Origin of the sequence: Flavobacterium sp. NRK F10 (genome assembly GCF_024054235.1) — a bacterium.
In the GTDB taxonomy this organism is placed as follows: domain Bacteria; phylum Bacteroidota; class Bacteroidia; order Flavobacteriales; family Flavobacteriaceae; genus Flavobacterium; species Flavobacterium sediminis.
In genome coordinates, this window is the sequence record NZ_JAMXLC010000001.1 from 2,088,364 (window position 1) to 2,115,189 (window position 26,826).

The window sequence follows — 26,826 nt, forward strand, 5'->3', positions numbered from 1 at the left end:
ATGAGACTGGTTGTTTTAGGAGGAGGTGAAAGCGGTGTAGGAACTGCAATTTTAGGTAAAAAGAAAGGATATGATGTCTTTCTGTCTGATTTCGGAAAGATAAAAAATAATTATAGAGAAGTTCTTTTAATTAATAGGATAGATTGGGAAGACGAAAAGCATACGGAGGACTTAATTCTTAATGCTGATGTGGTAATGAAAAGTCCTGGTATTCCGGATAAGGCTCCGATAGTTAAAAAATTAAAGGAGAAAGGAATTCCGGTTATTTCGGAGATTGAATTTGCTTCGCAATTCACAGATGCTTTGACCATAGGTATTACAGGAAGCAACGGAAAAACCACAACGACGCTTTTAACGTATCATCTGTTAAAGCAAGGCGGATTAAACGTTGGTCTGGCCGGGAATATCGGAAAGAGTTTTGCCTGGCAGGTAGCAGAGAATAAACATGACGTGTATGTGTTGGAATTAAGTAGTTTTCAATTGGACGGGATTGAAAAATTTAAACCACATATTGCTGTGCTAACCAATTTGAGTCCGGATCATTTGGATCGGTATAATTATGATTATAACCAGTATATAGCAGCCAAGTTTCGGATTACCATGAATCAAACGGAAGAAGATTATTTAATAGTCGATGGCGATGATGTTGAAACTCAAAAATGGTTGGATCAACATCCGATAAAAGCAAAATTAATTTCGTTTTCACTCACTAAAAAGATTGAGAACGGAGGAAGTATAGAAGATAACAATTTGAACAATAATATAAATAACGATTTATTTACCATGCCAATAAATGAATTATCATTAGAAGGAAAGCACAATGTGAAAAATGCTATGGCAGCGACTGCAGTGGCTCAATTGATGAAAATAAGAAAACAGACCATTCGTGAAAGTCTGAGTAATTTTCAAGGAGCGGAACATCGTTTGGAAAAGGTGTTGAAAATACAAGGAGTGCAGTATACCAATGATTCTAAAGCTACTAATGTTAATGCTACATTCTTTGCATTGGATAGTATGGCAACGCCAACGGTATGGATTGTAGGAGGTGTAGATAAAGGAAATGATTATGACGAATTGATGCCTTTAGTGCGCGAAAAGGTAAAAGGGATCATTTGCTTGGGGGTAGATAATCAGAAAATTTTCAACGCTTTCAGTGGAGTAGTGGATGTGATGATAGAAACAACTTCAATGACAGAAGCAGTAAAGATCGCACAGAGAATGGCCGAAAAAGGAGATACGGTATTGTTGTCACCGGCTTGTGCAAGTTTTGATCTGTTTGAAAATTATGAAGACAGAGGACGTCAGTTTAAACAAGCAGTACATAATTTATAAAAAGCATGACACAGTTAGTAAACAGGTTAAGAGGAGACAAAGTAATTTGGGCAATAGTTTTTCTATTGGCTCTTATCTCTTTTTTACCGGTTTACAGCGCCAGTACAAATTTAGTGTATGTAATAGGTAAAGGCTCAACGATTGGTTATCTGATCAAGCATTTGGTGCATTTGTTTATCGGTTTTATTGTGATCTATTGGGTTCACAAAGTGCCTTACCATTATTTCAGAGCCTTGTCTATTTTAGGAATTCCGTTTGTGTTGGTTCTGTTGTTATATACCCTTTTTCAGGGAACAACCATAGGTGGCGCAAATGCCAGCAGGTGGATACAGATTCCTTTTATCGGGATCGGTTTTCAAACGTCAACACTCGCCTTTACCGTATTGATGGTTTATGTAGCGCGTTATTTGGCTAAGGTCAGCGAAAAAGAATATTCGTTTAAGGATTCATTACTGGAACTTTGGCTGCCGGTTTTTGCAGTATTAGCATTGGTTTTGCCGGCCAACTTTTCTACAACAGCGCTAATTTTCTCAATGGTGTGCATGCTGGTATATGTAGGGTATTATCCTGTTAAGTATCTGGCGTTAATTATAGGAGCAGGAGTTATAGCATTGACATTTTTTATTTTGGTTGCCAAGGCTTTTCCGGGAGCTATGCCAAACCGTGTGGATACCTGGATCAGTCGTGTGGATAGCTTTTTTGATAAAAATGAAGATGCTAAAGATGATGATTATCAGATCGAAAAAGCAAAAATAGCCATTGCATCTGGTAAAATTTACGGACTGGGACCCGGAAAAAGTGTGCAAAAGAACTTCCTGCCACAATCATCTTCCGATTTTATCTTTGCTATTATAGTAGAGGAGTACGGATTAATGGGGGCATTAGGAATAGTGTTCTTGTATATGTTGTTGTTTGTCCGTTTTATCATTAATGCTCAAAAAGCCTCCAGCTTATTCGGAAAGTTACTCATAGTAGGTTTAGGATTTCCGATTATCTTTCAGGCTTTGGTGAATATGGCGGTAGCAGTAGAATTATTGCCGGTAACAGGACAAACGCTACCGCTGATCAGTGCCGGAGGAACTTCAATATGGATGACCTGTGTGTCTATTGGTATTATTTTAAGCGTTACCAAAAAAGAGGAAGAAGTGGCACAGGATGAAGAAGAACGGAAAAAGAGAGAAGAAGCATTACAACGTATTATAGATAAAGAATTAGACCTGGCTGAAGGAGAAAAAAGTGAAGAATCAGAAGCTAACCCGTTAGAACCGGTTTTAAATCAGTAGTATGGAACAGAAGCTGAAATTTATTATTAGTGGAGGAGGAACCGGAGGACATATCTATCCGGCAATAGCAATTGCAAACGAATTAAAAGCTCGTTTTCCGCAAGCGGAATTTCTGTTTGTGGGAGCTAAAGATAAAATGGAAATGCAAAAGGTTCCGCAAGCGGGTTATTCCATCAAAGGATTGTGGATTTCAGGAATTCAACGGAAAATCAGCCTTCAAAATCTATTGTTTCCATTCAAGCTTCTGTCAAGTTTATGGAAATCCTATTTTATTATAAAAAGATTTAAACCGGATGTTGTGATCGGAACAGGTGGTTTTGCCAGCGGAGCAGTGCTCAAAGTTGCCAGCATGTTAGGGATTCCTACAGTAATTCAGGAGCAAAATTCCTATCCGGGAATTACCAATAAATTATTAGCGGCAAAAGCACAATCAATTTGTGTGGCCTATGAAGGAATGGAAAAGTTTTTTCCGGCTGAAAAAATAAAATTAACCGGTAATCCGGTACGTCAGGATCTTATTTTTGTTGACGATAAACGTATCGAAGGATTAACATATTTTGAAGTAAATGCTGATAAGCGAACCCTATTGGTTTTGGGTGGGAGCTTAGGTGCAAAAAGAATAAACCAACTGGTTTCGGATGAGTTGGAGATTATTCTGCAATTAGGAATTCAGGTCATCTGGCAATGCGGCAAATTGTATTACGATCAGTACAAACATTTCAATGAAAAAGAAAATGTTCATGTCTTTGCTTTTATTGACCGAATGGATCTGGCTTATGCGGCAGCCGACTTTATAATTTCGCGTTCCGGAGCTTCTTCGATTTCAGAGTTATGTATTGTCGGAAAACCTACTATTTTGATCCCGTCACCGAATGTGGCTGAGGATCACCAAACTAAAAATGCACTCGCTTTATCAGCAAAAAAAGCTGCAATTTTATTGAAAGAAAGTGAGCTAAATGAAAAATTCAGACGTACCTTTGCGGACTTGATTTCGAACGACGAGAAACAAGCAAAGCTGAGCAAAAAAATACATAAAAAAGCATTGCCGAACGCAACGCAACAGATCGCAGATGAGATTGTTAAATTGGCTTTGGAAAAAGGTGAATAACCTTTAAAAAAGAGATAAAATGAATAGTAACCAAATACAAAACGTATATTTTATAGGGATCGGAGGTATCGGTATGAGTGCCTTGGCTCGATATTTTATGCATATCGGAAAAAATGTTGCGGGATATGACAAAACGCATACCCAATTAACCGATGAATTAGAAGATTTGGGAATGCACATTCATTTTGAGGACAATGTTGATCGGATCGAGAAAAAATATTTAGAAAAGGAGACTACTTTAGTAGTGGTTACTCCGGCTATTCCTAAAAACCATTCCGAGTGGAATTATTTCCTGAGCCATGGTTTTGAAATTAGAAAACGTGCAGAAGTCTTAGGAATTATTACTAAAGATACTTTTTGTTTTGCAGTTGCCGGAACACACGGAAAAACGACTACATCGAGTATTTTAGGTCATATTTTGTATCAGAGCGGAATCGATGTTACAGCTTTTTTAGGTGGAATTGTTGAAGGTTATAACTCAAACCTTATCGGAAGTGGTAAAACGGTAACAGTAGTAGAGGCTGATGAATTTGATCGTTCATTTTTACATTTACATCCGAATTTAGCTTGTGTAACTTCAATGGATGCAGATCATTTAGATATTTACGGAAATGTGGAATCTATTGAAGAATCTTTTAGAATGTTTGCCAATAAAGTCAATCCGGAACATTTGTTTGTTCCTTTGAAAGTTAACTTAAAAGGAAATACGATAGGTATTGACGAGCGAGCAGATTATGAGGCTTTGAACATCCGTATTCTAAATGGTTTTTACCATTTTGACGTTCAAACACCTTCAAAATTAATGAAAGATGTAAAGTTCGGACTTCCGGGAAGACACAATTTGTCTAATGCCTTGATCGCTTTGGCAATGGCTGAAAAATATGGTGTGTCTGAGGATGGTCTGAAAGCAGCATTAGAAACTTTTCGCGGAGTAAGAAGAAGATTTTCCTTTCAGGTGCGAAATGAAAAAAGAGTATATGTAGACGATTATGCACATCATCCTACAGAAATAGAAGCTGTTCATAATGCAGTCAGAGAGCTTTATCCCGGAAAAAAAGTGTTGGCTGTTTTTCAACCGCATTTGTTTTCCAGAACCAGAGATTTTATGGAAGGTTTTGCGGAAAGCTTATCAAAATTTGATGAAATTGTCCTATTGGATATTTATCCGGCAAGAGAATTGCCGATTGAAGGTATAACTTCTGAGGTTTTATTAACAAAAATTGAAAACCCGAATAAGAAGTTGGTGGGTAAAGAAACTTTGTTTGAAGTTTTTCAACAATCTGATGCAGAAGTGTTTATAACTATTGGTGCGGGAGACATCGGAGAAATGGTAAAAGATTTAAAAAAAGTATTAGATGATAGGACTCAAATGGCATAATATTCGTTTGGTTATAATCGTTCTTTTAATGGTCTTTTTATATTCTTTTTCATCAAAAAGAAATGGAAGCAGAGTGTTGAAAGAAGTTAATATTTCCTTTGAAGGAGGAACAGATAATATGTTCATAACTCATGAAATGGTTAATAACTTGTTGAAACAAAATTTGGGAGGCTCTTTATCAATTCAAAAAGATGCGGTAGATTTGAATACTTTAGAAACTGTTCTCGATGATCACGGGATGATAGAAAAAGCAGAAGTTTTTTCAACAGTAGATGGTTCTCTAAATGCGCATATAAAACAAAAGTCCCCAACCGTAAGATTTATATCAGATAATACCTCGTATTATATTGATAGAAAAGGTACTACGATGCCTTTATCCGAAAATTTTTCTGCGAGAGTTCCTCTTGTAGTGGGTTCCTATGTCGAAAAGGATAAGGGTCAATACTTGTCGCTTTTTAATGAGATAAGTGATGATGATTTTTTGAGTAAAGACATAACAGGCATAAAAATATTGCCTTCAGGAAGCATTTTGATGAAAAGCCGAAATTATGATTATACCATAATTTTCGGTAAACCTGTTTTTATTGACAGAAAGTTAAAAAATTATAAAGCGTTCTTTTATCATGCAATAAAAGACACTTTGGTTAAACAATATAAAGAAGTAAACTTAATGTTTACGGAGCAAGTAGTTTGTAAGAAATAGAATTGAGTTATGAACAGAGATAACATTGCAGTAGGTTTAGATATCGGAACTACAAAGATTGTAGCGATGATAGGTAAAAAAAACGAATATGGTAAGCTGGAAATTCTTGGGGTAGGTAAATCCAAGAGTTTAGGTGTTCATAGAGGTGTGGTAAATAATATTACCCAAACCATTCAGTCTATTCAGCAAGCAGTTTTGGAAGCCGAAAACGATTCCGGATATAAAATTAATGATGTAGTGGTAGGTATTGCCGGGCAACACATCAGAAGTATACAGCATAGTGATTATATCAGTCGTCAGAATGCCGAAGAAGTAATAGGAGATATGGATATCGATGCTTTGATCGGGCAAGTGCATAAATTAGCAATGTTGCCGGGTGAAGAGATCATTCATGTTTTGCCGCAGGAATTTAAGATAGACGGACAAACAGAAACAAAAGAACCGATCGGGATGTCGGGTGGACGATTAGAAGCCAGTTTTCATGTTGTTGTCGGACAAGCAGCTTCAATCAGAAACATCGGACGTTGTGTTAAAAGTTCAGGATTAGAGTTGTCCGGACTTACATTGGAACCATTAGCTTCTGCAGATGCTGTTTTAAGTCAGGAAGAAAAAGAGGCCGGAGTGGCATTGATCGATATAGGAGGCGGAACGACAGATCTGGCCATTTTTAAAGATGGTATTATCCGTCATACGGCAGTGATCCCTTTCGGAGGAAATGTCATTACTGAAGATATAAAGGAAGGCTGTTCTATTATAGAAAAGCAAGCAGAATTGTTAAAAGTGAAATTCGGTTCAGCCTGGCCGGGAGAAAATAAAGACAACGAGATTGTTTCTATTCCGGGCTTAAGAGGACGTGAACCTAAAGAGATTTCACTGAAAAACTTGTCAAAAATTATACATGCACGTGTGGTGGAAATTATTGAACAAGTATATGCAGAAATTAAATTGTACGGACATGAGAACCCTAAAAAGAAACTCATTGCCGGAATAGTATTAACAGGTGGTGGAGCTCAATTAAAGCATATTAAACAGTTAGTAGAGTACATCACAGGAATGGATACCCGTATCGGTTATCCGAACGAACATTTAGCCGGTAGTTCTGATGAAGAATTATCGAGTCCATTATACGCAACTGCCGTTGGTTTGGTCATGAACAGTATCCGTAACAATACAAAAAGTGCCACGCCTTTTGTAGAGATGAAACAGGAAGAATCCGTGATCGCTGAACAATCCGTAGTTGAAGAGCAGCCTGTAGTAGAGGAAGCAGTAGAAAAAGAAGAACCGCAACCCGAGACTACCGAAAGCAAAATCAAAAAATCATTTTTTGATAAGTATATAGAAAAGATTAAAGAATTTTTAGATAACGCCGAATAAAAAGTACATTATGTCAGAATTTACAAGTATTTCTTTCGATTTACCCAAAAACCAATCAAACGTTATCAAAGTTATTGGAGTAGGAGGAGGTGGTAGTAATGCAATTAACCACATGTTTCAACAAGGAATCAAAGGTGTTGATTTCGTTGTTTGTAATACCGATTCTCAAGCTTTACAAAATAGCTCTGTACCTAATAAGATCCAGTTAGGAGTTAGCCTGACCGAAGGACTTGGAGCAGGTGCTAATCCTGAAGTAGGACAGCAATCCGCTATTGAAAGTATCGCAGAAATAGAAAAAATGTTAGATACAAACACAAAAATGCTCTTTATTACAGCAGGAATGGGAGGGGGTACAGGTACTGGTGCTGCCCCTGTAATTGCTCAGTTAGCAAAAGAAAGAGATATTTTAACGGTTGGTATTGTGACGATCCCATTCCAGTTTGAAGGGAAGATCCGTTCAGAACAGGCAATGAACGGAGTCGAGAGATTGCGCAAGCAGGTAGACTCTTTGATTGTTATCAACAATAATAAATTAAGAGAAGTTTACGGAAATTTAGGGTTTAAAGCAGGGTTCTCCAAAGCAGATGAGGTTTTAGCAACTGCTGCAAAAGGTATTGCAGAGGTTATTACCCATCACTATACACAAAATATCGATTTACGCGATGCTAAGACTGTATTGGCAAATAGCGGAACTGCTATTATGGGTTCATCAGTAGCAGAAGGTGTTGATCGTGCGAAACAGGCCATCGTTAGTGCTTTAGATTCTCCGTTGTTAAATGACAATAAAATTAATGGTGCTAAAAATGTATTGTTATTAATTGTTTCCGGTACTTCCGAAATCACATTGGATGAGATCGGAGAGATCAACGATCATATTCAGACCGAAGCCGGCTTCAATGCTAATATTATCATGGGGGTTGGTGAAGACGAAACTTTAGGAGAAGCCATTGCAGTAACGGTTATTGCTACAGGTTTTAATATCGAGCAACAAGCAGAAATTGTTAATTCGGAGCCTAAAAAAATTATCCATTCTTTAGAGGATGAACAAAAGATTGTTCACGATTTAAGTCAAAAGAATGCAACAGCTTCATATTCTGCACCGATTCAGAATGAAGTAAAACCGGAAGAGCCTAAACAGGATATTATTAATCCGGTGGCAGATCAGGTTAAAGAAGAGAAAATTATTTTTTCACTTGATGAAGAAACTGCTGAGAAGCCTTTATCTTTTGAGATCAAGGAAAAACCGCAAATGGATTTAGTGGCTACAACAGACGCTATCAAGAATATGAATGTGGAATTTGAGATTGTTTCGCCAAAAGCAAATACAAATATCTCGCAAAATTTTGAAATCATTACTTCTGAAGTTAAAGATATAGAAGTGGTTGAACCTGAATTTGTGGTAGCGAATAAAGAATTTAATTATTCATTCGATCTGTTTGAAGAACCTAAAGCTGTACAGAAGACAATCTTTGATGTTTCTGAGGAAACCAAACAAATGGAAGTCAAAGATCCTATCAATGTAGTTCCGGTAACAGAGGTGACTCAAAGCGGAGTGGTCAAATATTCATTAGAAGATTTTGAAGAAAAAGAAGAAGAGGAAAAAGTAATAGCAAAGCCGGCTGCAAAAGCAGAAGAACCGATTGATGAGTCATTGAATTTCAGTGTGAAACAAAAAACCACTGAATTTAAAAATAGTGAAGAACTGGATAATGTATCTCCTTTTGAAATGTCAATAGAAGAAACATTAAAAGCAAGAGCAGAAGAGCGAAAAAGAAAAATGAAAGAGTTCAATTATAAATTTAATAATAGCGCTGCTAATATTGATAAAATTGAAAATGAACCGGCGTACAAACGTATGGGAATAGATGTAACATCAACTCCGCAAACGAATAATACATCGAGAATGTCCTTAGGGACAGATAGTAACGATGATTTACAATTACGTTCAAATAATTCATTTCTACATGATAATGTAGACTAATCCATAAACTCCCTGCCTACTCACTGAAAACCCGATTTTTTTCGGGTTTTTTTATTACTTTTGCAGGAATAATTAAAAGAAGATGTAATCCGTCTTTGAAAAAGAAAGTTTTTAAGTTTAGTATAAAACGAGAAATATGAGTTTAGAAAAACAAATTATGGATCAGATGAAAGAAGCGATGAAAGCAAAAGATACAGTTGCTTTGGAAGCTTTAAGAGCCATAAAATCAGGGATCATTTTAGCCAAAACGGAATCCGGTGCAAAAGAAGAATTGGCAGCGGATGATGAAATAAAATTATTGCAGAAATTAGTTAAGCAACGTAAAGACAGTGCTACGATCTATACAGAACAGGGAAGAGCAGATTTAGCTGAACCGGAGTTGGCTCAGGTAGCAGTTATTGAAAAGTTTTTACCGGCTCAATTATCAGAAGCAGAAATTGAAGCAGCAGTTTCAAAGATCATTGCTGAAGGTGGTTTTTCAGGGATGGCAGCCATGGGACAAGTAATGGGAATGGCATCTAAGCAATTAGCCGGTCAAGCTGATGGGAAAACAATTTCAACGATCGTTAAAAAGCTTTTAGCTTAAAAAAAATATAAGAATAAGAAAAGGTATAAAGGAAAGGAAATGTCTTTTTTCTTTCTTCTTTTCTTAAAAATGGCTCCGTAGTTCAACTGGATAGAATATCAGATTTCGGCTCTGAGGGTTGGGGGTTCGAATCCCTCCGGGGTCACTTCACGGGACAAGTTCACTACTTTGAATTTGTCCCGTTTTTTATGTCCACTCCTTACTGTTTATTATAGATTTTACCACAGCTGTATTCAGTTTTGAATTCCGATATTTTTCTGTGTTAAATAATTATATTCCGAAAGCATTAAACTTATGTGTCATAATTTTTCCTGTTCAATTGTTTCTTTAGGATAGTGCCGATAAGATTGACTTCTTTATCATTTTTTGAGTTCTTGTGGGTATGTTTATAAATTGAAATAGGAAACTTTACTAATTTGTAATAAAATTTATCTATTTTATTTTTTGAAAGATATTATTTAATATGTGGATAAAAAACTACAGGTAAACAATTTTTGTCCACAAAGCAACTTTGTTTTATTATATATGTTTGTCCCGTGTATATGTAGTTCTAAATCAACTTAAAGAAGAGGGATTATGGATAAAAAGAAAATAGTTTTAGTAGAGGACAATGCAGTATTTTCAATGATACTGAAATTTGTGTTAGAAAAAGAAGGTTATTCTATGTTTTTGGCAGGTGACGGAAAAGAAGCTAAAAGATTGATAGAATCAGAGAATCCGGATATTGTACTATTAGATGTTATGTTGCCTTATGTGAATGGTCTGGAGGTTGTTAGTTACGTTAGGGGGAAGCTGGATATGGGTATGCCGATTATTGTCTTTTCTGCATCAGGGCAAGAAGAGATGGTTCATAAAGTTAAGGGTGTAGGGGCTAATGACTTTATGAAAAAACCTTTTGATCCGGATAGTCTTGTTGTACGGATAAAACAATTTCTAAATTAAAAGAATATAGTACTCAGCAATAGCAATGGGAATAATACAATATTTAAAAGACTACTATTACCAACTTCCTTTATTGATACAAGTGGTTTGGTTATTAATAGTTTTTTTTACTTTATATATTTTCATTCTGATCTCATATATAGGTTTTATAAGAAGTTCATTAAGAAATAAAAACAAAGAACGTATTATATACAAGCGTTTTTTTGAAGACTTATTGTTTAAATACATAGTTGCAACCGATCCGGAAGAAAGGGAAGCGATACTTATTAAGTTTAACGAGCAAATTTCAAAGAAGTTCAGGCGTAAAGTACTCGTTTCAGGTTTGTTTGGCATTATGGAACAGGTTTCCGGAGAAAAAGAGGGATTGGTAAAAAAGATATATAGAGAATCAGGTCTTGAGCAATTGGCTATTGAAGACTTAAAAACAACTAATAAATGGGATGTTATAGCCGGAGCTCTGGTAGAATTAATGAGGTTTAAAATTGATAGTGACGAAACTAAGAATTACGCCAAACGATATATAAACCATGAAAGAGAAGAAGTTAGAAGAAAAGCACATCTGTATCTGATATCTTTGTTTGGATTTAAAGGATTATTCTTTTTAGATGAGTTGACCGAAGGACTTTCGGAATGGATACAGATTCAGTTACTTGAGAACCTCAGGAAGTTTGACGATCGGGAAATGGAAAATTTGCATTCATGGTTACAGTCAAAAAATGATACAGTAGTCTTATTCGCACTCAAATTAGCCCGGATATATAAACGTTCAGAAGTTAAGGACGACTTGTTTGAACTTTTGGATCATGAAAATGTGAATATAAGAACATACACTATTACGGTATTGGTTAATTTATTTGGTAACGAGGCTAAAGAAAGGATCAGACCGAAATTTAATGCTTTACCCCTTGAAGAAAAGATATACTTCCTGGAATTGTTAGAAAAAGAAGCAACACCGGAAGATATTTTACTTGCTAAAGAGAATTTGCAGAATGAAAATACAGAGCTACACTTTTTAGCACAAAAAATAATAGCGACCAACAGTCCATTAACTATAGAAAACTCGGGTTATTTGCAATCAGCACAGTTTTTTCCTGTTGCCTTAAAGTCAAAGAAGTAATAACAAAAAAGTAATGACAGTAATTCATATAATATTTGAGATATGTAATTATATTTTCTTTGGTTTTACAATATTGATTACAATATCGTATGTTGTTTTGGGATTTATCTCAAGAAGTGAAACCAAAGAATATTTAAGAAAGAATCATTTTGTTAATTATAAAGACATACCGTCATCTTCAGTATCTCCGACAATAACTATTGTAGCACCGGCTTATAATGAGAGCCTCAATATTATTGAAAGTACCCGGTCGTTAATGTCGCTTCATTACGTTAATTATGATATTGTTGTGGTAAACGACGGAAGTGATGATGATACTTTGGAGGAGCTTATTAAAGTTTATGATCTGGAGCGGGTTGATGATTATATATTAAGCGAGCAACTTAAAACAGAACCTCTGCGAAAAGGTGTTTTCAGATCAAAGAATCCTGCCTTTGAAAAACTAACTGTTGTTGATAAAGAAAACGGAGGCAAGTCAGATGCCCTAAATATGGGATTCAATATCAGCAGAAGTAAATATGTGGTAAGTATTGATGTTGACTGTTTATTGGTAGAAGATGCACTTCAAAGAATGGTGAAGCCTTTCTTGGAGGAAACCAAAAAAAGTGTTATTGCCTCAGGAGGTGTTATACGTTTAGCAAATGCCTGTACCATAAAGGATGGTAGGTTGCTTGAAGTTAATTTGCCCAAGAGTATGTTAGTGCGTGCACAGATTATAGAATATCTAAGAGCTTTTTTATTAGGACGTATGGCATGGAGCCGACTTAATGGTCTCTTGGTAATTTCCGGAGCTTTCGGACTTTTTGATAGAAAAACCGTCATTGAAGTCGGAGGGTACGATAGGGAAACTGTCGGTGAAGATATGGAACTGGTTGTCCGTATGAGACGTTATATGGAAGATAAAAGAGAAGCATATAAAGTATATTATATTCCGGATCCGCTGTGCTGGACTGAAGTACCTGATGATCGTAAAGTTTTTGTTTCCCAGCGAAATCGTTGGACCCGAGGCACCATAGAAACGTTAAAAAAGCATAGAAAACTAGGACTTAACAGAAAGTATGGATTTTTGGGTATGATAAGTATGCCGTATTGGTTTATTTTTGAACGTTTGGCTCCTATTATCGAAGTGGTGGGAATCATCTATTTTTCCATGCTGTTGATATTCAGAGGAGTCAGATGGGATTATGCCATAGCACTCTTCGTTTTGTTCTATTTGTTTTCCGTTATTTTTTCATTGGTTACCCTATATGCAGAGGAATTGACCTTTGGGCAGTACTTAAAAAAAGGATACGGTCGAAAACTTATTTTGATGTGTTTTCTGGAACCTTTTATCTTACATCCACTTGTGCTTTATGCAGCCATTAAAGGAAATTTTATCTATTATTTCAGCAAAGAAAAAAAATGGGGCAACATGAAGCGAAAAGGATTGACCAATGAACATGCATAAAAAGAAAATCTTAAATCAATGAAGACTAGTTCACAAAATAATAATGACATTCGTAGTTTTGCTAACTTGACTTTGGCTTTGATATTCCTTTTTTGCCTGATGAGCCTTTTTGAGCTTGTCATGATAAAATCTATGAATGACAGCTTTGCCTTGGTTTATCTGTTAAAAATCACAAATGATTTTTGGGCAGGGTTATTAATAGGTCTTTTGCTGTTTCCTTTATATTCGGTTTTGAGGTTATTAACTAAAAAGAACAGCATTAAGGTTGTTAAAGTACTGTTTGTGGTTGTGGTAATTGTTCAGTTTGCTTTGGTAAAATATAGTATTTCTACCTTATTGAACTTGGGTGCAGATTTTTTAGGGTATTCTTTTAATGATATAACTCATACCGTAACCGTATCTGAAACTTTTTCAATAGGATATTTTATCCCGTTTGTGATCTTCCCGCTTCTATTCTTGTTTTCGTACGGAATAATTGCTAAATACCTAAGTAATATTAATTTAATTGCAGGGATGTTGTTTTTAATGTTACTGTTAGGTTTGTTGAAGATGACATCTGATCTTACTCCAGAAATAAAATATCAAAACAAATTAGTCTTTTTAATCAGCGACATTATTCACTCCCAAAAGGAGAAGCGTAAATTGGATACTGAAGCCTTCAAAGGAAAGGAATATCCTTTGTTAAGACCGTTTAGTCAGTCAAAAGATGTACTTACTCCGTTTTTTAGCATCAAAAATGGAGAGAAACCTAATGTAGTGATCATCATTGTAGAAGGATTAGGAGGTGATTTTGTAGGAAATGGTACTTACCATGGCTTTACACCATATTTAGATTCATTGACCTCAAAATCGTTGTACTGGGAAAATTTTGTAAGCAATACAGGTCGTACATTTGGAGTAGTTCCTTCTTTGCTGGGATCATTACCGTATGGGCACGAAGGCTTCTTAGAACTTACTGATACACCGAATCACTTATCTCTGATCAGTGTGTTAAAACAAAATGGTTATACAACGTCTTATTACTGCGGAGATAAATCGGCTTTTGATAAAAAAATAAATTTTTTAGAATATAATAATATAGACCATGTGGTTGATGAAGATGGCTATGGTTTAGAGTATGCTAAGACGGAACAGGATTCAAGAGGATTTTCTTGGGGATATCCGGATGAACTTATATTTAAGAAAGCCTTAGCATCCATAAATTCTAAGCCAGATCCCAGACTGGATATTATTATGACGCTTACGAATCATGAACCTTTTATTTTTCCGTCAAAGGAAGCGTATAAAGTGAAGATTGACAGTATCTTGTCATCTGATCTAAAATTTGCGGGCATTAAGAAAGAGGTACTTGCAAATAAAGATATTTTTGCGAGTTTAGTTTATACAGATAATTCTATAAAAGATTTCATGCTTGCTTATGCCAAGCGAAAGGATTACAATAATACTGTATTTATCATTACCGGAGACCACAGACTTATTCCGGTTACACAAAAAGATAATCTGTGTAGGTATCACGTACCATTATTTATTTTTAGCCCAATGCTGAAAACATCAAAAACATTTAAGTCTGTTTCATCTCATTGGGATATCGCACCTAGTCTGTTAACATTTCTGACCAATAATTACGAGTTCAACAAACCTGAAAAAATAGCTTGGATGAGTGATGGACTTGATACTGTGGCAGATTTCAGAAATGTACATAAAATTCCTTTGATGCGTTATAAAGGAAATATAGAAGATTACATATACAATGATTATTTGTATTCTGAGGGCGAACTATATAAGATGGACAAAGATTTTAACGTACACAAGGAGAATAATAGAAAACTCCTTAAGCCTGTTTTAGATTCCTTAACAGCATTTAAACAATTGAACAATTACCTTACCAGAGAGAACAAGATCTTTCCGGATTCTTTGGTTCGTATTTACGTTAAATCGAGAAAGAAATTTTCTCAGGAACAACAAGAAAAGGTAGAAAGAATGACAAAAGGGATGGATTTTGAACAGGCTTTTCAACTGGCAAGAGAGAAGGCTTTTACCAAGGAATATGATGATGCCTTATTACTTTGCGATTATATTTTGGATGCAAAGCCAAACCATTCAGATTGTCGTGCTTTAAAGGGGCGGGTGTTGGCGTGGAAAGGCGACTACTCAGGGGCTGAGGTAGAGTTGTTGAAAGTTATCAAAGGAGTACCCCGACATTATGATAGTTATATAGCATTGATAGATGTATATCATTGGTCAAAACAAGAATATAAATTAAAGGAGATACTAAAAAAAGCATTGAGGAATGGTGCAAATGATCCGCAGATTAGTTTTGAAATGGCTAAGGAGTATGCAAGAACGGGTTCTTTTGATAAGGCAAATAAAATAATGGATAGCATTATAGAGCACTATCCGGAAAGAGAGGAATATTTAACATTTAAAGAGACTTTAAAATAGACATTTTTATAGTGAAAAATTTTTTATATTTTTTAATGATTGTATTGAACTTAAACTCTTTTGCTCAGCAAAAGGGAGGAGAGGAAAATCAAAAAAGAACTTTTGAAGAAGCCAGAGAGTTGGCTTTTAATGGTAAAAGACAGCAGTCTCAAGAAGTATTACAGTTGCTTTTAGAGGAGAATCCTTATGATGTTCAAGCCAGAACTTTATTGGCAAAAACATATTCTTGGGACGGAAAGTATGATTTGGCACGGGATGAATTTAAAGAGCTAATAAAATATGCCCCGAGAGAATTTGAAGTTTGGGAAGCTGCTATTAAGAATGAATTCTACAGCAATTCACCATTTAAGGCTTTAGAAATGGCAGATAGAGCTTTGAAACACCTTCCGAACAATGATAAGATACTCTTCTTAAAAGCAAAAGCAGAAGCAGAATTAAAAAACAATAAAGAGGCATTGGCAACATTGGAACCCGTTTTGGAAAAGGATCCTGATAATGAAGAGGCATTAGCGCTTAAAGCCAGTATTTTAAGGGATTTGCGCAAAAATGACATAATTGTACGCTCTTATGTAGATATATATTCAAAGGTTTTTGACCCCATGCAGTATTATTCTGTAGGTTGGAGGAGAAAAACCAAACTGGGAAGCATAACCGCAAAGGTTAATATGAGCCATAGGTTTCAGAACACCGGAACCCAATATGAGGTTGACATGTATCCGAAGATCACAAAAGGGATGTACGGCTATCTGAATTTCGGGGTATCAAATTCTTCTTTATATCCGGATGTAAGGTATGGTGCAGAGCTATACAAATCACTGCCTTTAAGTTTAGATGCTTCCTTAGGAGTCAGGGTGTTGAAATATAATACTACAACAACGGTTTATACAGGGTCTTTAGGCTGGTATACCGGAAATGACTATTTGCAATTCCGGGCTTATCTTACACCTAATGATCGAGGTACAAGCAAGTCAGGTTTCTTTACGTATAGAAAGTATAGAAAAAATGCCTATAATTATTTTGGAGTTGAAATCGGAATGGGGTTCTCTCCTGAAATATACCAGTTTCAATCCCAAGGAAATGAAGAAACCATAATAAATCTTAAGTCACAGAAATTGAGACTGGAATATTATTTTTCGTCCAAGAACAACAAAAATATATGGGGCTTTCAAACAGGTGTTGCTCATCAGGAAATGATTTTTAACCCCGGTTCTTATTTTTGGGTATACAACGTTGGACTTACTTGGTATTTGAGTTTCAGGTAAGTGTATAGATCAATTTTAAACTAAAGGATTATGATAATCAGAAATTCAAGTGTTTTTGTATTTGTCTTATTTTTTTTAAATTCTTTTTCACAGAAGACCCAAAGTCCTGTTGATTTTTCAGATTGTGGCTTTACAGCTGTTGCTCACAGAGGATATTCGGAGTTTTACCCGGAAGATACTTTGCTTGCCATTGAAGAAGCCTTTAAAAGAGGAATAAAATACTGTGAGGTAGATGTAGCGATAAGTAAGGATGGTATATATGTTTTAAGTCACGATCCCCATACTATTTCCAGAACAACGGATGGTACGGGAGCTGTTTCCGACAATTCTTATGCAACACTCATGGCACTTGAAACCGGAAAATGGAAAGAAAGTTATTTTGAGGGAACTTCGTTTCCCCTTTTAGTAGATGCTTTGAAGTTGGCACAAAAATATGATGCTTGTCTATATCTGGATGTAAAAAACTTTAGTGGCTCGATGTTAAAACAAGTACTCTTGGAGTCAGGTGCTGACCCTATAAGAATGATGCCGGCAATAACAACAATAGCTGCTTTGAATGAATTTAAAGACAGTTGCCCTGATTCCCCATGGGTATGGTTTGGTGGAATGCCGGAAAATCCTGAGGATGTGGATTGGTATAAATCAAAAGTACAGCTTGGTTGCAAAGTCTTCGAATTAGCGGAAGATGATGTGTTAAAAGGCAGTGACTGGGTTAGCACTTTCATTGATATGGCTCATGACTCAGGGGCAAAAGTATGGGTATATACGGTTAATAATGAAGAAAAGATTAAAGAATATGCGAATATGGGGTTTGATGGAGTGGAAACGGATAGACCTTATGTAGCCCAACTTGCCGTATGCGGATACAATCCTGTTTCTGATTATCCGAAAAAAGAGACAACAGGTAATTGGAATTTTAAAAAAGCCGATTTTGAAAGTAATGGTGTGGGTTCCCGATTGAAAAATTTTCAGAAAGATAGTACACTGTTGCAGTCGGTGGAGTTTGGAACAACAAGTTATTTTGGTATTGCTCCTGTTAGTGGTATGGATGTGACAGTGGCCAAAATTCCGGCTTATAACCCTCATAATGGTTTGTTTGTATACGATAACTTTATGATGGAGGATTATGGCGCCTTAGATGCTTCCTACTCGGTTATAGTTGATCTTTATGTGTCCTCAGCTAATAAAGGAAGATATATCTCATTGTTGCAAACAAATCCGGATAATTTGGGTGATGCCGATTTTTTTATTAATCCGGACGGACAATTAGGAACTCTTGACAGCTATCATGGAAATTTTGATTTTGACACATGGCATAGGTTGGTATTTGTACTTGACGGGAACGCAATAAGGAAATACCTTGATGAAGCGTTTATCGGCGAAACAGAGGCTCCCTTAGGTTTGAAAAGATGGCCTGTTTTCAACAATATGGCTTACCATGGTAAACACGGTTTCTTACTTTTTTCAGATAATGATAATGAAACTGCAGCGGTTTATATTAATGCTTTGCAGTTGCGTAATTATGCAATGAGCGAAGCAGAAGTATCTTTACTTGGAGGAGTAAGTCCCAATGGAATACCTGTAAATAATAAGAAACTTTTTTCAACGGGCATTGACAGTCTGGAAACCGAAATGATCGATTGGGAACAGCAAACTATTTTTATAAAGCAAAAAAGCACTGGTAACAATTTTAAAGTGGCTTATAATTTACAGTTGAGTTATGGTGCCAAAACAGATATTCCGACATCCGGATGGTTCAACTTTAAAGAGAGAAACGGGTCTGTGACGTTTAAGGTAATTGCTGCTGACGGATCATCAACAAATTGGACGATACAGAATATTCCTTAGAGATCAGTTCGTTTTATTTTAAAACCGCTCTAAAACAGATAAAACATTTTTCTTATAACTTCTGCTTATCGGAATGGCTGTTTTGTTGATCTCAATACACTCGTTAGTAAAAGAGTCTATTTTATCAATTGAAATGATAAAAGAACGATGAACACGTAGAAAACTTTCCTGCGGAAGTTTTGCTTCAATATTTGAGATCGTTTCTCGTGTTATAATCGTTTTTTTCTGCGTTATGATCTTAATATAATCACTTAGGCTTTCTATAATAAGGATCTCATTAAAATCAACCTTTATCATCTTTCTGTCTGAGCGTACAAATAAAAAATCATTCTTATCCGTTTCAATCTCTTTTTTAGGAGTACTTTCCGGAATGCTGTTTTCACCTAAAAATTTGTTCGTTGCTTTTATAAAACGTTCAAAAGAGATCGGCTTTAAAAGATAGTCGACAGCTTGCAGATCAAAACCATCAATAGCATATTCCCTGTAAGCTGTTGTAAAGATTATTTTGATGTTTTTATTGATGGATCTGGCGAAAGACAATCCGGAAATGTCAGGCATATTAATGTCTAAGAAGATCAAGTCTACAGTTTCGTTATTAATAACGGTAAAAGCTTCAATGGCATTCTCACAAATTCCGCAAACTTTAAAGTTCCCGATCTTTGAGAGATAAGAAGCTATGATTTCCCGGGCAGAAACCTCATCATCTACAATCAAACAATTATAATATTTCTCCATTTTCCTCAGTTTTATTAAGCAGTGTTAATTCTATAAAATACCAATCGTCAGAAACCACCCTTTTAAAAGTATAATTGTCCGGAAACAATAAGTCTAGTCTTTTTGCTATGTTTTTTAGGCCAATACCTCCTGTATCAGATTCAGGACTTTCTAAAGTACTGTTCCGGATTGTAAAGTATAATGTTTTGTTGTTCCTGTATTCTAAAGAGACCAGTATGGTAAGCTTCCCGTTCAGAATGCTACCATGTTTGAACGCATTTTCAACAAATGGGATCAGCAGCATAGGCGGAATTGCTAAATCGTCCGGAATGTTTTTTAAATGAACCTGTATGTCAAGCCTATCTTGAAAGCGAATTTTTTCTAAGTCAATATATTCTTTTAAATGTTCTATTTCATCAGTTAAAAATACTTTTGGTTTCTGAATTTGGTACAAAATATAATCTAAAAGATTAGAGAGTTTTAAGATCAGTTCCGGAGTATATTCCGATTTTTTTAAGGCAAAAGCATAAATGGTATTTAAGGTGTTGAACAAGAAGTGAGGGTGGATCTGCTTCTTTAAATAATCGAGTTCCTGTTCCTTAATTTGAAGAGTTGTCTCTAAAATTTTATTTTCTAAAATTTTAAGTTGGGTCTTATCTTGCAAATTGTGTTTTAAAATCGTGATAAAACTGAAAAGGCCTACGACCAGATAGACTAGAATAAAGATAAAAATAAAGTTTCTGCCCATTGGAGGTATTTTGGTAATATTCAGATCAGTTACAAAAATATAACCGCCGAATATGGCCATGAGGATCAAATAAGCTGATAAAATGAGTGAATATAACGTATATAGACTAAATTTAAAATATCTTTTAGTCAACAGGAATTTAGGGATCAGAATAAAATTTGTAAGGTACGTAGCAATAATAGTAACAGGAAGCAGTAAGCCGGAAAACCAAGTGATGTAGTTGGTATCATTTGAATTATAGCTGAAAAAATAAATGTAAAACACCCAAACTCCGACCCAAAATATGAAATGAAGGAAAAATGATCTGGTGGTGTTTAAAGCTTTAGAATTCATGTAGCCAATTTAATTAAATTCTTGTTTTTTTTAAAACTTTTGCGACGAATGACCTGTTTAGAGCTTGTTTTAGCTTTTTAATAGAAATAATTGCGGATAGCAATGTAAATTTGGCTCTTTAAAGCTTAATAGGAGGAGTTAGTCGCAAAATAGAAAATACAAAAGAGCAGTAGACTAATTTTGAACCATATTAATAACAAAAAAATATGAAAATGATTTTAGAAAAAATTTATGAGGGCGGACCTTTTTTTATGGTTCCTATTGTTTTACTGCTAATTGTGATTTTATTATTGGTGGTGAAAGGAGTGTTGAAAAAATCAGACAACACTAAAACAAAAAACTTAATTGCATCCATCAGCTTGTTTGTACTGGTCTGGGGAATTTTAGGGCAATCGATCGGTTTAATAAGTGCTTTTGAATTTATCCAAAAAACAGGCAGTGTTACTGCTGAAATTTTAGCAGGTGGTTTAAAAGTCTCTTTCCTGCCCTCTGTTTTCGGCATGTTTGCCTTTTTGATCGGGAGAACAGGGATAGTTGTTTTGACATTATTGGAGAAATAGAAGGGTATTAAATAAGCGAGTTCTTAGTGTAATTTTATATCTTAGCAATTCTATCTAATCTCGCTTATTTTTTTGGTATATTTTTTAATTCTTGCAGGACTTGCTTTTACACTTTTTTTTGCCTACCACGTAGTCGTAGAGCCTGTTTATGCCTTTTTATTCAGGAAACCTATTTATGTGCATTTCTATCCTTTTCCGAAAAAATTATCGCTTCAGCAATTAGAAGTGCTAAACAACCGATTTGAATTTTACGCTAAGTTGCCGGTTAAGCAAAAACGCTATTTTGAACACAGAGTGGCAAAATTTATAAAGCAATACCCGTTTTACGGAAAAGACGGTTTAGAGATTACAGATGAGATACAGGTGCTCATTGCAGCAACAGCCATTATGCTGACTTTCGGAATGCGACGTTATTTATTTGATGTGATTGATAAGATCATAGTTTATCCGGATATCTATTATTCTACAATCAATGATAATTACCACAAGGGAGAGTTCAACCCGGCAATGAATGCTATTGTTTTTTCATGGAAAGATTTTTTAGAAGGCTATCAGATATCCAATGATAATCTGAATTTAGGACTACACGAATTCGGTCACGTATTGCACTACCAGGGTTTAAAAAGTACAGATACTTCTTCTACGATCTTTTCAGCAACTTACGATGAGATCATTGAACAGATCAGATATCCTGCAAACCATAAAAGAATGGTCGAATCTGATTATTTCCGTATTTATGCCTATACTAATGAATTCGAGTTTATAGCAGTTGTATTAGAACACTTTTTTGAAACTCCGGATCGATTTCAGGCTGAATTCCCGCAATTATACGAGTTGGTCAAAACAATGATCAATTTCAAAGAAATAAGATAAAAACTAACTGTTAAGATACGAAAAAAAATAGTAATTTCCAATGATTTAGTGCCTCGGATTATTGTTGTTTTATATGTAATTTTGAATAGTAATCAAAAATTAAGCCTTATGAAACAACGTGTTCCAGTTTCAACTATAATGACAACAAATGTAGTTAAGTTGAATATTACCGATGATCTGACCAAAGCAGAGAGCCTTTTTAAGAAGCACCATATTCGCCATATTCCGGTTGTAAGCGGCAACAAGATTTTAGGAATGTTAAGTTATACGGATTTGTTGCGTATCTCGTTTGCTGATGCCGTTGATGATAATGATGAAGTAGTAGATACCACAGTGTATAATATGTTTACAGTAGAGCAGGTTATGGCCAAAAATTTGGTTTCTATTTCACCGGAAACAACGATCAAAGAAGCAGCTGAGGTTTTAGCAAATAAAGAATTTCACGCGCTTCCTGTTTGCGAAGGGAATCTGCTTGTAGGAATTCTGACAACAACAGATCTGATCAAATATTTGATAAGTCAATATTAGAATCCAAATAGATCAGATAGTTTATTATCTTGACCAAAGAGAGAAATCTTATAAAATTATGAGACTTCTCTCTTTGATCGAAGTGATATTTTAAATTGAATTTTTATCGCGTAATGACTTTTAAATCGGCGATGGTGGCAACCGGATCCTGAGCCCCGAAAACATAACTTCCGGCAACTAAAACATCGGCTCCGGCATCTACAAGAGCCTTCGCATTTTTATTAGTTACTCCTCCGTCGATCTCAATTAAAGTCGGAGCGTTTTTCAGAGCGATCAGTTCTTTCAGTTTTTTTACTTTGGCATAAGTGTTCTCTATAAAAGATTGTCCGCCAAATCCCGGATTAACACTCATTAAACATACAAGATCGATGTCTTGGATAACATCTTCTAATAGTATGATATTAGTATGAGGGTTAATAGCTACTCCGGCTTTCATTCCTTCTGCTTTTATAGCTTGTAATGTACGGTGCAGGTGAGTGCAGGCTTCGTAGTGAACAGTAAGGATATTAGCCCCCAATTTTTTAAAAGTAGTGATGTAACGATCAGGATCTACGATCATCAGGTGTACATCAATTGTTTTTTTAGCATGTTTACTGATGGCATCTAATACCGGCATACCGAAAGAAATATTCGGAACGAAAACACCATCCATGATGTCAATGTGAAACCAGTCTGCTTCACTTTGGTTGATCATTTCAATATCGCGTTGAAGGTTGGCAAAATCAGCTGCTAAAACAGAAGGAGCAATTAAAGTATTTTTCATTTTGTTGTGTTGTTGTGTCGTTTATAAATTTGAACATTTGCAAATTAGCATTGCTAATGTTCAATATTTTTGCAAATGTACAAATTAAGATTTTATATTTTGAGTTTTGAATATTCAACTTAGAATTTTGAATCTAGAAGTTTATTACAAAAACAAAACCCCGGTAATCAGCCGAGGTTTCAATCATCAATCAAAAAACGAACAGTTATTAAACTGTTGTTGCGTTTAATAGGCTTAGCCTAAATATGTTTTCAAAATTTTACTTCTTGAAGTGTGTTTTAATCGTCTGATCGCTTTTTCTTTGATCTGGCGAACACGCTCACGAGTTAAATCAAAAGTTTCACCGATCTCTTCCAAAGTCATCGGATGTTGATCTCCTAAACCGAAGTATAAGCGAACTACATCAGCTTCTCTCGGAGTCAGTGTTTCCAAAGCTCTTTCGATTTCAGTCTGCAAAGATTCGTGTATCAATTCTCTGTCAGGGTTCGGAGATTCTCCGGAACGTAAGACATCGTATAAGTTCGAATCTTCACCTTCTACAAGCGGGGCATCCATGGATAAGTGACGTCCTGAATTTTTCATAGACTCTTTAACGTCATTTACTGTCATGTCCAACTCTTTTGCAATCTCTTCAGCAGAAGGGGCACGCTCACTGGATTGCTCCAATAAAGCATACATTTTGTTGATCTTGTTGATGGAACCGATTTTATTCAGTGGCAAACGTACAATACGTGACTGTTCAGCCAAAGCTTGTAAGATAGATTGACGAATCCACCAAACAGCATAGGAAATGAATTTAAAACCACGGGTTTCATCAAAACGTTGTGCTGCTTTAATCAAGCCTAAGTTACCTTCATTAATTAAATCGGGTAGTGTAAGTCCTTGATTTTGATATTGTTTTGCAACCGATACTACGAAACGTAAATTAGCTTTAGTCAATTTTTCCAATGCTCTTTGGTCACCGGCTTTGATTCTTTGTGCTAATTCTACTTCTTCATCAGCAGTAATAAGATCAACTTTACCAATCTCTTGAAGGTATTTGTCTAAAGAAGCAGTCTCACGGTTTGTAACCTGCTTCGTAATTTTGAGCTGTCTCATTTATTTCTCTCCTTAGTTCTTTTAAGTTCAGTACTTATACGTAATGAGTTTCAAAAAAGTTACAATTTTTTTTTATTTTTTTAAAATTGACGAATAGAGAGGTTGTTGAAGAGGAAAATAAAGGTGTGATAATTATAAAAAATCCTGTTTCGATTTTTAGAAAACAGGATTAATCAGGATGTTAGGCACCAATGTAAGATCTTAGCAATGTTCTTTGCATCGTCTATACCTCTGTGATGAGTTCCTTCCAGAGGCAACCCTAAAATTGCCAAAGCACCATTCATACCTGTTTTTTTATGTAAGCCTTTAACCTCAGCAAACAATTCTTTTACATTAATATGTTGGCTTCCTAAAGGATAAGATATTTTTCTGGCTTTACACTGGCGTTTAAGCATATTCAGGTCGTATTGTCCGTAACTGGCCCAGGTATATTGATCCGCCTGATACTCTCGGGCTAAGATCGCAATAGCTTCTTCAAAAGTTACACCTTCCGTATCTAAAAGTTCTTGTGTAATAGTGGTCAGTTCAGTACAAAAAGAACTTACTTTCGAACGGGTAGGGCGTATTAATATCCCTTTGTTCTTAGAAATGGCACCGCTGGAACGATCTAGTTCACAAATACCGATCTCAATGATCTCATGCACTTCACCGGTAGGGGTTTCTCCTTTCCAGCAAGTAGCTTCTAAGTCAATAATTAAAATTTTATCTGTTGTTTTCATGTTTTGTTTAATCGATCATGCTCTCAATAATTTTCAAGAGAGCTAAAATAATTTTTATAATAGTTTGAAAATCAATTTTTACCTCTTTCATTTTCTTAGTTTTTTAAAAACCTCGAAAATGCTATCTTTCCGAGGTTTTTTTATTTTACAAAAATCTCTTTCAACTGCCCGATGACGTTTCCGCTTCCTGAAATGGTAATTTCTCCGATACGGTCAGCGATTTTCTCCACATATTCCATTTCTTTCAATTTCCACAACATTTCGTTTTCTTCCATCAATTTAGCAGTGTTCAATAAACTACGGGTTGCCGCAGTTTCCTCACGTCTCATAATACTGTTAGCCTGTGCTTTTTTCTCGGCCATCAATACCTGATTCATGATCTCTTTCATTTCGCCCGGTAAGATTACGTCGCGAATTCCGGCATCTGTAATTGCAACACCTAATTCTTTTGCTCTTGCTTGAGTGTCTTCCAAAATAATTTCGGTAATACGGTCTTTTTTGCTCAACAATTCGTCTAATGTAAATCCACCGACAAAAGCTCTTAAGGCCAACTGCATTAAAACATACAATTGTTTTTCGTAGTCTTTGTTTTCTACAACAGCCTTCTGAATATCGGTTACTTTGTAATTCACAAAGAAGTTGATCCGTAAAGCGGCTTTGTCTTTGGTCAACAATTCTTGTCCTGAGATTTCCATTTGTTTTTGGCGCATATCCACTTTTATTACATCAATTGGAATGGCGTTATTCCAGAAATAGAAAGTTCCGGCAGACAACTCTTTGATAAAGGCTCCGTTGATAAACAATAATCCTTTTTCGTAATTGAAGACTTGAAATTTACGGGTGTACATTCGCAATTTGATGTTCTCCAGCAAACTCGTGTTTATATTTTCTGTAATTGCCACTTTAGCCAAATCAACTTTGATAAATTCATTGGTCAAGTAACCTTTCCAGAATGCGTATCGACCGGTTTGCAAAACTTCTTTGAACATTCCGTTTGCGAAGTACAAGGCTATTTCAGTATCGCCCACTTCAACGATCTCTAACATAGAAGCTAAGGTTGCATTCTCTAACAAAATGTTCAATTCCATCGGAGCAACAAAAGACTGCTTCATTTCAAATAATTTCACTTCTTTATTCCCGACGATCCAGAAGTTTCCTTCCTGCAATACGTCGGTCAATTTTCCTCTTTCAAATACTAAACCTACTTGGTAAGCATTAATAGTAATGTATTTAATCATGTCTTTATATTTTAATTCTATTGTTTTCTTTTAAAGAAAACTTTCGGTTTTTATCCTTAACCCAAAACGGAAAAAAGGTTAGTTAACAGAAGCATTCAAATGGTTAACTGTTTTGTTTCATTGGCTTATTATAAACCAGTGATCACACAGAAAAGCAAAAGAACGGTTTTGAAAGCGAAGCCCTTTTCAGGTTTCTTTGTAAGTGTTTCTCGATTTCGAAAAATGTTGAAACAGATAAAAACCAAATGTTTTCAATTTTTTGGTACTATTTTTAAGAGTTGTACTTCTCTCCTTAAAACAGATTAAAAGTCTGTTTGGTGACAACCGCTGTCAAATGCAAACCTAAATTGCATGTAGGATTCGAACCTACGTATCCATTCTATTGTTCTAACCAGACTGAACTATTTCGATTGCTCGAAAGTGGGAATCGAACCCACGACCTATAGAGT

Annotated in this window: 23 protein-coding genes and 1 tRNA gene; 18 read left to right on the plus strand and 6 right to left on the minus strand. The window is 35.6% G+C overall.

What is annotated here, in order from left to right; all coding sequences use genetic code 11:
• The 15 genes from murD (at window position 1) to NHF50_RS09585 (ending at window position 18,803) form a co-directional block, all read left to right on the plus strand.
• Window positions 1-1,332, plus strand: a complete 1,332-nt coding sequence (gene murD, locus NHF50_RS09515; RefSeq protein WP_109569455.1) for a UDP-N-acetylmuramoyl-L-alanine--D-glutamate ligase — start codon at window positions 1-3, stop codon at window positions 1,330-1,332.
• A 5-nt stretch (window positions 1,333-1,337) separates the two neighbouring features.
• Window positions 1,338-2,615, plus strand: a complete 1,278-nt coding sequence (locus tag NHF50_RS09520; RefSeq protein WP_252776043.1) for an FtsW/RodA/SpoVE family cell cycle protein — start codon at window positions 1,338-1,340, stop codon at window positions 2,613-2,615.
• A gap of 1 nt (window position 2,616) precedes the next feature.
• The gene (gene murG, locus NHF50_RS09525; RefSeq protein WP_252776045.1) at window positions 2,617-3,723 is read left to right on the plus strand and encodes an undecaprenyldiphospho-muramoylpentapeptide beta-N-acetylglucosaminyltransferase; all 1,107 of its coding nucleotides are present in this window, start codon (window positions 2,617-2,619) and stop codon (window positions 3,721-3,723) included.
• 19 nt (window positions 3,724-3,742) lie between these two features.
• A complete protein-coding gene (murC, locus tag NHF50_RS09530; RefSeq protein WP_252776047.1) occupies window positions 3,743-5,101 on the plus strand; it encodes a UDP-N-acetylmuramate--L-alanine ligase in 1,359 nt (452 codons plus the stop codon).
• Complete coding sequence (locus tag NHF50_RS09535; RefSeq protein WP_252776049.1) at window positions 5,079-5,804, plus strand: cell division protein FtsQ/DivIB; 726 nt, start codon at window positions 5,079-5,081, stop codon at window positions 5,802-5,804. The genes murC and NHF50_RS09535 overlap by 23 nt, the downstream gene beginning before the upstream one ends.
• Before the next feature lie 9 nt (window positions 5,805-5,813).
• Window positions 5,814-7,178, plus strand: coding sequence for a cell division protein FtsA (ftsA, locus tag NHF50_RS09540; RefSeq protein WP_252776052.1), 1,365 nt, complete (start codon window positions 5,814-5,816; stop codon window positions 7,176-7,178).
• A gap of 10 nt (window positions 7,179-7,188) precedes the next feature.
• The gene (gene ftsZ, locus NHF50_RS09545; RefSeq protein WP_252776053.1) at window positions 7,189-9,159 is read left to right on the plus strand and encodes a cell division protein FtsZ; all 1,971 of its coding nucleotides are present in this window, start codon (window positions 7,189-7,191) and stop codon (window positions 9,157-9,159) included.
• A 136-nt stretch (window positions 9,160-9,295) separates the two neighbouring features.
• Window positions 9,296-9,745 carry a GatB/YqeY domain-containing protein gene (locus NHF50_RS09550; protein ID WP_109569460.1) on the plus strand — a complete coding sequence of 150 codons (450 nt, stop codon included), beginning with the start codon at window positions 9,296-9,298 and terminating at the stop codon, window positions 9,743-9,745.
• Between the two features lie 71 nt (window positions 9,746-9,816).
• Window positions 9,817-9,890: transfer RNA gene (locus tag NHF50_RS09555), tRNA-Arg, on the plus strand.
• A 431-nt stretch (window positions 9,891-10,321) separates the two neighbouring features.
• Entirely contained in the window at window positions 10,322-10,687 is a 366-nt protein-coding gene (locus NHF50_RS09560) for a response regulator transcription factor (RefSeq protein ID WP_252776056.1), read from the plus strand.
• A 25-nt stretch (window positions 10,688-10,712) separates the two neighbouring features.
• Entirely contained in the window at window positions 10,713-11,804 is a 1,092-nt protein-coding gene (locus NHF50_RS09565) for a hypothetical protein (protein WP_252776057.1), read from the plus strand.
• Window positions 11,805-11,877: 73 nt separating this feature from the next.
• A complete protein-coding gene (locus NHF50_RS09570) occupies window positions 11,878-13,251 on the plus strand; it encodes a glycosyltransferase family 2 protein (protein ID WP_252776059.1) in 1,374 nt (457 codons plus the stop codon).
• Window positions 13,252-13,269: 18 nt separating this feature from the next.
• Window positions 13,270-15,693 carry a sulfatase-like hydrolase/transferase gene (locus NHF50_RS09575; RefSeq protein ID WP_252776060.1) on the plus strand — a complete coding sequence of 808 codons (2,424 nt, stop codon included), beginning with the start codon at window positions 13,270-13,272 and terminating at the stop codon, window positions 15,691-15,693.
• An 11-nt stretch (window positions 15,694-15,704) separates the two neighbouring features.
• Window positions 15,705-16,955: a YaiO family outer membrane beta-barrel protein gene (locus tag NHF50_RS09580; protein ID WP_252776063.1), complete on the plus strand. Its 1,251-nt coding sequence runs from the start codon at window positions 15,705-15,707 to the stop codon at window positions 16,953-16,955.
• 30 nt (window positions 16,956-16,985) lie between these two features.
• A complete protein-coding gene (locus NHF50_RS09585) occupies window positions 16,986-18,803 on the plus strand; it encodes a glycerophosphodiester phosphodiesterase family protein (RefSeq protein WP_252776064.1) in 1,818 nt (605 codons plus the stop codon).
• An 18-nt stretch (window positions 18,804-18,821) separates the two neighbouring features.
• Here NHF50_RS09585 and NHF50_RS09590 read toward each other — a convergent pair whose 3' ends face one another.
• Window positions 18,822-19,538 (minus strand): LytTR family DNA-binding domain-containing protein, encoded by a 717-nt coding sequence (locus tag NHF50_RS09590; RefSeq protein WP_252776066.1) that lies wholly within the window; start codon window positions 19,536-19,538, stop codon window positions 18,822-18,824.
• Window positions 19,522-20,598, minus strand: coding sequence for a sensor histidine kinase (locus tag NHF50_RS09595; RefSeq protein WP_252776068.1), 1,077 nt, complete (start codon window positions 20,596-20,598; stop codon window positions 19,522-19,524). Before NHF50_RS09595 ends, NHF50_RS09590 begins: the two co-directional genes overlap by 17 nt.
• A 212-nt stretch (window positions 20,599-20,810) precedes the next feature.
• On the opposite strand from NHF50_RS09595, the gene NHF50_RS09600 reads away from it, so the two are divergent.
• From NHF50_RS09600 to NHF50_RS09610, 3 genes are all read left to right on the plus strand, one after another.
• Window positions 20,811-21,158 (plus strand): MotA/TolQ/ExbB proton channel family protein, encoded by a 348-nt coding sequence (locus tag NHF50_RS09600; protein ID WP_252776069.1) that lies wholly within the window; start codon window positions 20,811-20,813, stop codon window positions 21,156-21,158.
• Between the two features lie 72 nt (window positions 21,159-21,230).
• Window positions 21,231-22,031, plus strand: coding sequence for a zinc-dependent peptidase (locus NHF50_RS09605; protein ID WP_245896341.1), 801 nt, complete (start codon window positions 21,231-21,233; stop codon window positions 22,029-22,031).
• 108 nt (window positions 22,032-22,139) lie between these two features.
• Window positions 22,140-22,559, plus strand: a complete 420-nt coding sequence (locus NHF50_RS09610) for a CBS domain-containing protein (RefSeq protein ID WP_252776072.1) — start codon at window positions 22,140-22,142, stop codon at window positions 22,557-22,559.
• Between the two features lie 103 nt (window positions 22,560-22,662).
• On the opposite strand, the gene rpe is transcribed toward NHF50_RS09610, so the two are convergent.
• The 4 genes from rpe to NHF50_RS09630 form a co-directional block, all read right to left on the minus strand.
• Window positions 22,663-23,322, minus strand: a complete 660-nt coding sequence (rpe, locus tag NHF50_RS09615; protein WP_252776074.1) for a ribulose-phosphate 3-epimerase — start codon at window positions 23,320-23,322, stop codon at window positions 22,663-22,665.
• 234 nt (window positions 23,323-23,556) lie between these two features.
• Entirely contained in the window at window positions 23,557-24,420 is an 864-nt protein-coding gene (locus NHF50_RS09620) for an RNA polymerase sigma factor RpoD/SigA (RefSeq protein WP_045967558.1), read from the minus strand.
• 173 nt (window positions 24,421-24,593) lie between these two features.
• Entirely contained in the window at window positions 24,594-25,139 is a 546-nt protein-coding gene (locus NHF50_RS09625; protein WP_252776077.1) for a 3'-5' exonuclease, read from the minus strand.
• 140 nt (window positions 25,140-25,279) lie between these two features.
• Window positions 25,280-26,377 carry a slipin family protein gene (locus NHF50_RS09630; protein WP_252776078.1) on the minus strand — a complete coding sequence of 366 codons (1,098 nt, stop codon included), beginning with the start codon at window positions 26,375-26,377 and terminating at the stop codon, window positions 25,280-25,282.
• Window positions 26,378-26,826: the final 449 nt, after the last annotated feature.